Raw genomic sequence first — 9,888 nt, forward strand, 5'->3', positions numbered from 1 at the left:
TGGTGGCCTTTGATGTTGTTATCCACGCGCAAACGGCCAACGGTTTGCAGAGCGCAGTATGCGGTCGGTGATTTGGTTGATCCCAAGTGGTTCTTTCAACAAGAAGAAAACCAGCAAAAGACCAAAGACGATTTCTTGGACAGGGGCAGTGTAGCGCGCCAATTCTAGGCTACCACCAGTCGCCGCGCCCATGCCAATCTTGATCAATTCAGGGACCAGCAGAACCAAGAATACGCCAAAGACAGGCCCCATCGTTCGTCCCATGCCACCAACGATCAGGGCCGCAACCAGCTCGAGCGACAGATCAAGACTGAATTGCTCAGGCAGTATGCGTGCGTAGAAATAGGCGAACAGAGCGCCGGACAAGCCGCAATAGGCCGCAGAAATCGCAAAGCTCATAAGCTTGTAGCGCAGTAGGGAAATCCCGAGGATCTCAGCAGAATAATCGCGGTCACGGATGGCAATAAAGGCGCGACCAACGCGGGTGCGAAACAGGTTTTGCGCCGCAAGAAGTGTGACAACTGCGAGAGTGGTGATCAGCACATACATTTCGCGCTTGGTGTCCAGCTCCCAACCTAGCAGGTTCGGCACAGGTGTGTTGATCCCGACAACGCCGCCGGTCCAATCCTTAAAGAGATCTTGCTCGATCAGAAATTTCACAATGAAGCTGGCGGCGAGGGTGGCCACCGCAAGGTAGAGGCCCTTAACCCGCAAAGAGGGCAGGCCTACGACAATGCCGATGAGCGCTGAGATAATAACAGCCAGCGGCACGACAATGAACGGCAAGATGCCAGCGGGCAGGCCGCTGAATGCATTGCTCAGGATCACCGTCGCATATGCGCCGATGGCAACGAAAGCGCCGTGGCCCAAGGACACAAGACCTGTGTATCCTGTTAAAACATTCACCCCAACGACAGCGATCAAAAGGATCCCCATTTTGCACGCCATAAGGACCGCATAGTCGTCAGCAAACAAAGGGAAGATTGCCAGCAAGGCGATGCTGATGATCACAAATGCCTGCTTGTTGCGGTTGTTCAGAACCCGCTCATCCGCGCCATAGGTGGCTTTGAGGTTGCCGTTAATCATATGCGTTCAACTTCTTTTTGACCCATTAATCCGTGTGGACGGAAGATGATGACGACCAAGACGGCCACGTAGGGCACAATCTCTGCCCACTCACCGCCGAGTTTCCATTGGGTCATCGCTTCCAGCACGCCAACGCTCATTGCGGCGATGAAACAGCCGACATAGCTATCAAGGCCACCCATCAAGACAATAGCGAGCACCGAAAAACCAAACAGGCCAAGCGATGGTGAAATACCGTTACGCGTCGCGAGGATCGCGCCAGCAACAGCACCGGTGGTGCAAGCCAGTACCCATGCGCGCGAAAATACTTTCGGGACAGAAATACCCATGGAATAGGCCGTCGATTGATCCTCTGCTGTAGCGCGGATCGCGACGCCACCTTTGGTGAATTTCACCATGGCTACGATACCGCCAAAGATGAGCAAAGCGATGATCATATTCACAATGTCCGCGCCAAAGAGGAAGATCATCGTGCCGAACAATTCAAAACGGATCGGCGTATTCGGCGCGATATGCGGCACGAACGCAGCGTCCGCAGTCCATATCAAAGATGCAGCGCCCGAAAGGATCGAGATGAGGCCAACGGTCACCATAATCATCGCAAAGACCGATTGACCCATCAGAGGACGCATCAATGTACGTTCCACCAGCAGGCCAAGAAGCGCGTTACAGAATAGCGCACCGAGCAAACCAAAGACGATGCGCGGTATATTCGCCGCCCAATCGAGCACAGCGCCGAGCGGCGAGAACATTGTCAAACCTTCTCGCATTTCGACCATCCAAGCAGGCTTCCAAGAGGCGAGCCAAGCTGGCGCGCCCTCCATTCCCGGGATGATCACGGCGAAGGTAAAATAAAAGTAAGCGCCGAACATGATCAGGTAACCGTGCGCGAAGTTCACCACTTTCGTGGCTTTATACACCGACACGATGCCCACAGCGATCAGCGCGTAGATTGCGCCGCTCATCAGGCCATTAATTGCGAATTGAATAAACTGTCCCATGATCGATCCTTACGCTGCCGCGCCCAAGTAAGCTTCGATGACCGCGGGGTTCTGCGACACCTCCGCAGGGGTGCCAGAGGCAATTTGTTGACCGAAGTTGAGCACAACGATGTGGCTGCAAATATCCATAACCATATGCATGTCATGCTCTACCAGCAGAATGGTTGTGCCGAACTGTTCCTGCACGTCCAAGATAAAGCGCGCCATGTCTGCGGTCTCTTCACGGTTCATGCCCGCGACCGGCTCATCAAGTAGCAAAACGCGCGGGCGCATCGCCAGCGCGCGTGCCAATTCAACCCGTTTCTGAAGACCATAAGAGAGCATCGTGATCGGGTATTTACGGATGTGGTCGATCTCTAGGAAATCAATCACGCGCTCTTCGATGTCGCGGCGCAGTTCTAACTCTTCTGCACGCGCAGAGCCGAAATACTTGAACGCGGAGAAAAGACCGGTCTTGAGCCGCGTATGACCACCAAGTTTGATGTTATCGAGCACGGTCATGCCGCGAAAGAGCGCAATATTCTGAAATGTACGCGCCATTCCGAGCGACGCGCGTTTGTCCGGCGAGATACCCGTGATGTCGTCGCCATCGAAGGTCACGGTGCCTTTGTCAGGCGCGTAAAAGCCAGAGATCGCGTTGAAAAGGGAGGTTTTGCCCGCGCCATTGGGGCCAATCACACCTGTGATCTCGCCTTCTTTGGCTTCAAAGTTGACCCCTTGCAGCGCTTTGATCCCGCCGAAGGATAGATGCAAGTCCGATACGCTTAGCATGGCCGATCAAAACCTTGTTTTTGCCCCCATCACGACGTCGCTTTGCGATCTATTGGGTGGGGGACGCTCTCTGTTGAAAATTCAGCTTAGCGGTTTGTTTGGGAGGAGCAATGCTATTTGACGCGGTTGTACGTTACGTCAAGCTGACAGGTCCGTGATGCTAAATGTGCAAGAATAACGGGCAGTGATCTGAAACCTCAGGTTTGTTGATAACCTCGAATTTTTTCACTGCGGTAAAAGAGTTGATCAGCATGTAGTCGGCGAATTTGTCAGATTTTTTGTAAAACGATGTGCGCGTCGTGGGAAAAGCGTGTGCTTTGACCAGCTCTGTGAAACCCGCAGTCGCGAGGATGGTGAGGGTTTCGCTCTCGGGCTCCAAGTTGAAATCGCCGCAAAGCACGCTGATGTCGTTTGATTGGGAAAGTTGCTGGTTCACGTCGAGAAACTTTTGCGCCTGTCTTGCGCGATCTGGGGTGTCCATTTTCCCGCGCAAGTCGCGAAGTCCGTGCATATGGGTGATACTCACAGCGCGGCATGCATTGTCGTCATAGACCCGCACACCATGTGCGTTTCGCGAACGCGGGTGACTGCCATAGCCGTTGGGAGAGTAGTCTTTGTGAACGAAACCTTGGGTTTGGCCGATGATGGTCAAGGATTTGTGCACAAAGGTCGCGATGCCAAATTGGGACGGCAATTCCATCTCTCCATCCCAAAGAGTGCCCTGAGCGTGTGGGCAAAAAATGGCGTGATGATCGGGCAGCACACGACACACATCGCGAAATAAATTCGCGCGTTGTGGCAGGACATGGTCACCGTCACGGTAGGTGAGCCAGTCTTTGTCACTGGTCGGGCTGTGCACAACTTCTTGTAAACACAGCACGTCGGGTGTCGCAGTGTTCAGGTAGGGCAACAGCACCTCATGCAGTTTGCCGCCCCAACCGTTTAAGCACATGATTTCCATTGCAGGACTTTAAATCTCAATCGCGACAAGCACTTCAGGTTCGATTACCTTTGCGTTTGGAACGGCATCAATCATCGGCTGTACGCTTTGCTCGAGCACAGGGAAAGTGTTGTAGTGACATGGGATCACCGTGCTGAAGTTGAAGAACCGTTTCGCAGCATAGGCGGCACGCTTCATGTCCATCGTGAAATGCCCACCAGCGCACAGAATACCGATATCTGGATGGTGCAGGTCTTCGAATATTTCCATATCCATCATCACATCCGTGTCGCCGCTAAAGTAAATGACCTTGCCTTCGCCTGCGATCATGAACCCGCTCTCGGTGCCTGCATACATGGGGCCATCGTCGGAATTATAGGTGCTGGAATGCGCAGCGGTAACCATTGTGACAGCCACTTTGCCAAGCTGCACGGTACCGCCTTTGTTAAACCCAACGGTTTTGATGCCGAGTTTGCCCTCCATGAAACCCATGTGATCGTAGATCCCGACGGCTGGAATATCGAGTTCCTTGGCAACATCAAAACCATCGGCGCAGTGGTCGAAATGACCGTGCGAAATAAGCACGTGCGTTGCCCCCTTTATCGCCTCTGCGCGACGCTCTTCAGGAAACACAGGGCAGCCTGTGAGCCAAGGATCAATCAGCAAGACCTGATCTTCGATTTCAATGCGAAAGCCGGAATGACCGAGGGGGATGATTTTCATAGTGTTACCTTCCTTTTTGACACGCAGAGGCTAGCAGGGTTTGGCAATTTGAGAATTGCAAACTCTTGCACCCTTGCGAGTGCGCGGCGTGGGCGCTAAACGCTAGCGCAACTTGCTATTGTGGAGACTTGCCCAATGTCCATTGATGAACAAACCGCCGCGCGCGTCGCCAAACTGGCGCGCATCAAGGTAGAGCCAGAAGCACTGCCCGCTTTGGCGCAGGAATTCACCAATATTTTGGGCTTTATCGAGCAGCTCAATGAAGTTGACGTTGAGGGCATTGAGCCAATGACATCTGTGACGCCGCAGCGGCTTTATCGCCGGAGCGATGTGGTCACGGACGGTGATCAGCAGGAAAAAATTCTCAAGAATGCGCCTGATGCGCGCGAAGGATTTTTCGCAGTTCCAAAGGTTGTTGAATAATGTCTGATCTCACTAAATTGACGCTGGCTGGCGCACGCGATGCGCTGCGCAAGGGCGAAACCACATCCGTTGAGCTGACTGAGACGCATTTGAAAGCTATCGAGGGCGCAGGCGCGTTGAATGCATTTGTGCATCACACACCAGAGATCGCGCTTGAGCAGGCCAAAGCCGCGGACGCACGGATTGCAGCAGGCGATGCTCCTGACATGTGCGGTTTGCCGATTGGTATCAAGGATTTGTTCTGCACCAAAGGTGTGCCGTCTCAGGCGGCATCGGCGATTCTGGAAGGCTTCAAGCCGGAATACGAAAGCACTGTCAGCCAAAACCTGTTTGACGCAGGCGCAGTGATGCTGGGCAAGCTGAACATGGATGAATTCGCGATGGGGTCCTCCAACGAGACCTCTGTCTACGGCAACGTGGTCAACCCTTGGCGTCGCAGCGGCGATGAAGCAGATCTCACGCCTGGTGGCTCTTCCGGCGGGTCTGCTTCTGCGGTCGCGGCTGATCTTTGCCTCGCGGCGACGGGCACGGACACTGGTGGCTCCATCCGCCAGCCTGCGGCCTTTACGGGCATTACTGGGATCAAGCCGACCTACGGGCGTTGCTCACGTTGGGGCACGATTGCGTTTGCATCGTCCTTGGATCAAGCGGGTCCTATGACCAAAGACGTGCGCGACGCGGCGATCATGCTAGAGGCCATGTGTTCATTCGATGCAAAAGACAGCACCAGCGCGAACCTGCCTGTTCCGAATTTTGAAGCGATGTTGACGGGTGATATCAAAGGCAAGACCATCGGTATCCCGAAAGAGTACCGCATGGACGGTATGCCTGACGAGATCGAGCAGCTTTGGGCTGACGGCACTGCTATGATGAAAGAGGCGGGCGCTAAGGTTGTTGATATCTCGCTTCCGCATACAAAATACGCATTGCCTGCTTACTACGTGATCGCACCTGCGGAGGCGTCCTCGAATCTCGCGCGCTATGATGGTGTGCGCTATGGACACCGCGCCAAGCTGGATGCAGGTGACGGCATCACAGAGATGTATGAAAAGACCCGCGCCGAAGGCTTTGGCCCAGAAGTGCAGCGTCGCGTAATGATCGGCACCTATGTTTTGAGCGCTGGTTTTTATGATGCATATTACAACCGCGCGCGTCGCGTGCGTGCGCTCATCAAGAAAGATTTTGATGATGTGTTCGCCACTGGCGTCGATGCGATCCTGACGCCTGCAACCCCAAGCGCGGCCTTTGGCCTTGGCGAAATGAAGGACGCAGATCCGGTTCAGATGTATCTTAATGACGTCTTTACGGTCACTGTGAACCTTGCGGGTCTGCCAGGTATTGCGGTGCCTGCGGGTGTTGACGCGAATGGTCTTCCGCTTGCGCTGCAACTGATTGGCAAGCCGTGGGAAGAGGGTGATCTGCTAAATACCGCCTATGCGCTCGAGCAATCCGCGGGTTTTGTAGCAAAACCAAGCAAATGGTGGTAAACGCCCCAAAAAGACATTCGAGGCACATCTAAAATGAAGCGGTTTTTTCTTCCGACACTTGCGCTGGGCGCACTCGTTGCTCTGAGCGCATGTAGCCCCACCATCCCCGACAGCGGTGCTGGTGTTGGCTTTGGTGATTATAATGAGTTCGAACGTGCACAAGCTGCGCGCGACGCGGCTCTGACGGGCGGTGGGGCGTTGCCGCCTCCGCAAGCGGTAAGCTCTGAAAGCCTTGCGCCTGCTGCTGCGTCTGGAATTGCGCAAGCAACGTCGGGACAAGCAACGGTGAACGCAAGCCCGACCAATGCAGCGCCTGTGCTGCGTGCGGGTGGCATCAGTGCTGAGAATGATTTTAACGCGGTTTCTGGCCAGCGCTCGATCGAGGGCGACGCCGCGAAACGCGCGCAGAACCAACAACAATATCAAGTGATCCAGCCAACGGCACTGCCCACGCGACAAGGCAATGCAGGGCCGAACATTGTTGCATTTGCACTTGCTGCAAAGAACGCCAAAGGCCAGCGGGTCTATCGACGCAACGGTTTTAATGCTGAACGCAAATATCAGCGCGCGTGTTCTGGTTTTGCCTCTCAAGATCAAGCGCAACAAGAATTCTTGGCTGCTGGCGGTCCTGTGAAGGATCGCAGTGGTATGGATCCCGATGGTGATGGTTTCGCCTGCGCATGGGATCCGGCACCCTTTCGCAATGCAGTAAGCGGTTGATCATTCGATGGGCGCGGCCCTACAGCGTCCATCGCCCAATTGTGGGCCGCGCAAAGGCGGCATTCTCAAACCTGATATGGTGGTGCTTCACTACACAGCGATGCAAAGCGCCGAGGATGCGATTTGCTTGCTTTGTGATCCTGAGCGCGAAGTTTCTGCGCACTACCTGATTGCGCGCGACGGAGTTGTGACGCAGATGGTCGATGAAGCTGCGCGTGCATGGCATGCAGGGGCAGGGCGCTGGGCAGGGTGCGATGACATCAATTCGCGCTCTATCGGGATCGAGCTGGATAACGATGGTTTCTCGCCCTTCTCTGCGCCGCTTATGGATTCTTTGGAAGAGCTGCTGGATGCGATCCTGCGTCGTTGGGATATTCCTATGCATCATGTGATTGCGCATTCGGATATGGCGCCTTTGCGCAAAGGTGATCCCGGCGCGCGTTTTGACTGGTGCCGGTTGGCGCTGGGGGGGCTGTCTGTGTGGCCCTCTGAGGCGCAAGAACAGCCATTAACCGATAGTTTACAGGCGCTGGGCTACAGCGTTGCTGAGTTTGGTGTTGAGGCGTGTTTGAATGCGTTCCGCTTGCGCTTTGCTCCTTGGCGTCAGGGGGCGGAAACTGTTGCAGACCAACGCGATGCTGCGTCGCTTGCTGCGCGATTCGCAGTTGACCCATGGGTTGGCACAAGTTAGGCGACACCAGCGTACGGAAGGCTGGATGGCTGCGGTTCTTAATTGGGCCGAGGAAAGTCCGGACTCCATGAAGCAACGGTGCCGGGTAACGCCCGGCCAGGGTAACCTGAGGGATAGCGCCACAGAGAAGAAACCGCTTTTGTTTCGACTTAAGTAAGGGTGAAACGGTGCGGTAAGAGCGCACCGCGGGACGGGTAACCGGACCGGCACGGCAAGCCCCACCGGGAGCAATGCCAAATAGGGATGCTGCGCGCGTGTGATCGAGCAATCGATATCCGCGCAGGGAAGCTTTAGCCTGAGGCATCCGGGTTGGCAGCTAGAGGCGCTGGGGTAATCCAGTGCTAAGATGAATGGTCATCTATTTGCGGCTCGAGAGGGCCGCATTGGACAAAATCCGGCTTATAGGCCCTCCGTACGCGTTTATTTTCTGAACTTGTTTCAGCTTCGATGGCATTGGGGCGGAAACCTCCGTTGCTCGGATGGGTGGAATGGTTGTTTCTTGTGCAGGTTTGGAAGGCCAGCATTGCCGACCAAACTGTGCTTTCGCTGCGGCTGCACTAATGACCGTTTCATAGATGCTGCTTACAGATACTTGTCGTAGAACTCTGCGAACGCGCTGACTTGGAATTCGTTGGCCTCTATGGACACACCGGCTTTCGGCAGAACTGTCTCAAACCCATGAAAACCGCCTTGATGGAGCTTGAATTTGGTTGGCACTCCAGCGTGTTCGAGGGCCGTCATATACGTGATTGTTTCATCTTTGAATGGCTCCATATCACCGACCCAGCTGATCGTGGGCGGCATGCCGGACAGGTCTTGTCGCAAGGCCGGGGACGCATGATCGGGAATGTTGCCTTTCAAATGGCCAAGATAGTTTTCCCAAGCCAAAGCATTTGAGCGGCAGTCCCAAACGGCGGTCCCGACCATCTCGCGCGCGGACTTCGTGTTCTTCCTGTGATCCAGCATCGGATAGATCGGCATCTGAAAGGCAATGTCAGCGGCTTGTGTATCAATGGTTTTCAACGTCACCGCTGCGGCCATCCCGCCACCACCGCTATGGCCTGCAATGATGAACTTGTCGTTGCGGATGCCAAGATCGGCTGCGTTCTTTTTCATATACAGCAACGTGTCATAGCAATCGTTCAACCCGTCTGGATATGGATGACCTTGCAAGGACAGCCGATAAGCAGGCGCAATAATGGCTACATCCCGCCGTTTGATCACATCCTCAAAGAACGGATTGGCCTGTTCTGGCACACCAACCTGATACCCACCGCCGTGGGCATACAGCATTGCAGGAAGCGGGCCCTTTGCACCTGCTGGTTTGTAAACGCGCGCACGGATTTTATGCCCTGCGGTTGCCACGCTTGGGATGTAAATTTCAGTGCAATCGACACCGTCGATATTGTTGCCAACCAAGGGCAGCATCATGAACCGATGCATCATGCGCAGGCCCCAATTGCGACGGCCTATCCAAGTCACCGCTCGGCCCAAACCATAAGCTGGCTGAAGGTCTTTGTGATACATAGAACGGGTTAAGCGGGCCATTGTCAGGTGCTCCTTCTGGGGTAAACAGACCGGTCAATCCTACGATACATTCGCGCGTTCAACACTCGCTTGACGCGCCAACATACCTGCCCAAGACGCCAAACCAGCCAAGGTTTAGTGTAGCGAGCCGCCTTGCTCCTTTTTTCGCAAACGCCAAAGCTCGGGTGAGGTATCCTCCCACCGCTTGAACGCTCTAAAGAATGAATTCGGGTCCTCAAACCCCAAAAGGAAACTGACCTCGGACGTGCCATAATTTGTTGTCGTCAAATAGTGTTTAGCCAAGGCTTCGCGCGCCTCGTTCAGCACTTCGAGCCAGTTTGTCCCTTCATCCGAAAGACGTCGCTGGAGCGTGCGTTTGCTCATCGCCAATTACCGCGCGACCTCTTCAACGGATACACGACCACTGGGCAAGAATTCGTTCAAGCAATGAGACACCTTAGTCTTGTGTGGATGGCTCCCTTTTTGCAAGTCCTTTTTCGCGCATGGTATTTCGTCAGA

At 54.6% G+C, this 9,888-nt stretch carries 11 protein-coding genes and 1 other RNA gene; 5 read left to right on the forward strand and 7 right to left on the reverse strand.

All coding sequences use genetic code 11. The features are described from left to right. Positions 1-18 precede the first annotated feature (18 nt). From PFRI_RS08845 to PFRI_RS08865, 5 genes are all read right to left on the reverse strand, one after another. Positions 19-1,086, reverse strand: a complete 1,068-nt coding sequence (locus PFRI_RS08845) for a branched-chain amino acid ABC transporter permease (protein ID WP_072630344.1) — start codon at positions 1,084-1,086, stop codon at positions 19-21. Continuing rightward, positions 1,083-2,087: a branched-chain amino acid ABC transporter permease gene (locus PFRI_RS08850; RefSeq protein ID WP_072630345.1), complete on the reverse strand. Its 1,005-nt coding sequence runs from the start codon at positions 2,085-2,087 to the stop codon at positions 1,083-1,085. Before PFRI_RS08850 ends, PFRI_RS08845 begins: the two co-directional genes overlap by 4 nt. Before the next feature lie 9 nt (positions 2,088-2,096). Next, on the reverse strand, positions 2,097-2,858 hold the full coding sequence (locus PFRI_RS08855; protein WP_072630346.1) for an ABC transporter ATP-binding protein: 762 nt from the start codon (positions 2,856-2,858) through the stop codon (positions 2,097-2,099). Positions 2,859-3,018: 160 nt separating this feature from the next. Continuing rightward, complete coding sequence (locus PFRI_RS08860) at positions 3,019-3,819, reverse strand: endonuclease/exonuclease/phosphatase family protein (RefSeq protein WP_072630347.1); 801 nt, start codon at positions 3,817-3,819, stop codon at positions 3,019-3,021. Between the two features lie 9 nt (positions 3,820-3,828). Further along, positions 3,829-4,521, reverse strand: a complete 693-nt coding sequence (locus tag PFRI_RS08865; protein WP_072630348.1) for a metal-dependent hydrolase — start codon at positions 4,519-4,521, stop codon at positions 3,829-3,831. 135 nt (positions 4,522-4,656) lie between these two features. On the opposite strand from PFRI_RS08865, the gene gatC reads away from it, so the two are divergent. The 5 genes from gatC to rnpB all read left to right on the forward strand — a co-directional run bounded on the left by gatC (position 4,657) and on the right by rnpB (position 8,260). After that, positions 4,657-4,944 (forward strand): Asp-tRNA(Asn)/Glu-tRNA(Gln) amidotransferase subunit GatC, encoded by a 288-nt coding sequence (gene gatC, locus PFRI_RS08870; protein ID WP_072630349.1) that lies wholly within the window; start codon positions 4,657-4,659, stop codon positions 4,942-4,944. Beyond that, positions 4,944-6,431: an Asp-tRNA(Asn)/Glu-tRNA(Gln) amidotransferase subunit GatA gene (gene gatA, locus PFRI_RS08875; RefSeq protein ID WP_072630350.1), complete on the forward strand. Its 1,488-nt coding sequence runs from the start codon at positions 4,944-4,946 to the stop codon at positions 6,429-6,431. Before gatC ends, gatA begins: the two co-directional genes overlap by 1 nt. 33 nt (positions 6,432-6,464) lie before the next feature. Beyond that, positions 6,465-7,151 (forward strand): hypothetical protein, encoded by a 687-nt coding sequence (locus tag PFRI_RS08880; RefSeq protein WP_072630351.1) that lies wholly within the window; start codon positions 6,465-6,467, stop codon positions 7,149-7,151. 7 nt (positions 7,152-7,158) lie between these two features. Continuing rightward, complete coding sequence (locus PFRI_RS08885; RefSeq protein WP_483878466.1) at positions 7,159-7,842, forward strand: N-acetylmuramoyl-L-alanine amidase; 684 nt, start codon at positions 7,159-7,161, stop codon at positions 7,840-7,842. A gap of 13 nt (positions 7,843-7,855) precedes the next feature. Beyond that, positions 7,856-8,260: RNase P RNA component class A (rnpB, locus tag PFRI_RS08890), an RNA gene on the forward strand. 164 nt (positions 8,261-8,424) lie between these two features. Here rnpB and PFRI_RS08895 read toward each other — a convergent pair. Together PFRI_RS08895 and PFRI_RS21520 are read right to left on the reverse strand one after the other, a co-directional pair. Next, entirely contained in the window at positions 8,425-9,390 is a 966-nt protein-coding gene (locus PFRI_RS08895) for an alpha/beta hydrolase (RefSeq protein ID WP_084649648.1), read from the reverse strand. Positions 9,391-9,504: 114 nt separating this feature from the next. Further along, on the reverse strand, positions 9,505-9,753 hold the full coding sequence (locus tag PFRI_RS21520; protein WP_072630353.1) for a helix-turn-helix domain-containing protein: 249 nt from the start codon (positions 9,751-9,753) through the stop codon (positions 9,505-9,507). Positions 9,754-9,888 lie beyond the last annotated feature (135 nt).

The sequence above is a fragment of the Planktotalea frisia genome, assembly GCF_001890925.1.
Taxonomy (GTDB): domain Bacteria; phylum Pseudomonadota; class Alphaproteobacteria; order Rhodobacterales; family Rhodobacteraceae; genus Planktotalea; species Planktotalea frisia.

Coding starts and splice junctions, on each gene's coding strand:
- PFRI_RS08885 (WP_483878466.1), top strand. CDS start 7,159: ATGGGCGCGGCCCTACAGCGTCCATCGCCCAATTGTGGGCCGCGCAAA.
- PFRI_RS08860 (WP_072630347.1), bottom strand. CDS start 3,819: ATGGAAATCATGTGCTTAAACGGTTGGGGCGGCAAACTGCATGAGGTG.
- PFRI_RS08845 (WP_072630344.1), bottom strand. CDS start 1,086: ATGATTAACGGCAACCTCAAAGCCACCTATGGCGCGGATGAGCGGGTT.
- gatA (WP_072630350.1), top strand. CDS start 4,944: ATGTCTGATCTCACTAAATTGACGCTGGCTGGCGCACGCGATGCGCTG.
- PFRI_RS08865 (WP_072630348.1), bottom strand. CDS start 4,521: ATGAAAATCATCCCCCTCGGTCATTCCGGCTTTCGCATTGAAATCGAA.
- PFRI_RS08850 (WP_072630345.1), bottom strand. CDS start 2,087: ATGGGACAGTTTATTCAATTCGCAATTAATGGCCTGATGAGCGGCGCA.
- PFRI_RS08855 (WP_072630346.1), bottom strand. CDS start 2,858: ATGCTAAGCGTATCGGACTTGCATCTATCCTTCGGCGGGATCAAAGCG.
- PFRI_RS21520 (WP_072630353.1), bottom strand. CDS start 9,753: ATGAGCAAACGCACGCTCCAGCGACGTCTTTCGGATGAAGGGACAAAC.
- gatC (WP_072630349.1), top strand. CDS start 4,657: ATGTCCATTGATGAACAAACCGCCGCGCGCGTCGCCAAACTGGCGCGC.
- PFRI_RS08895 (WP_084649648.1), bottom strand. CDS start 9,390: ATGGCCCGCTTAACCCGTTCTATGTATCACAAAGACCTTCAGCCAGCT.
- PFRI_RS08880 (WP_072630351.1), top strand. CDS start 6,465: ATGAAGCGGTTTTTTCTTCCGACACTTGCGCTGGGCGCACTCGTTGCT.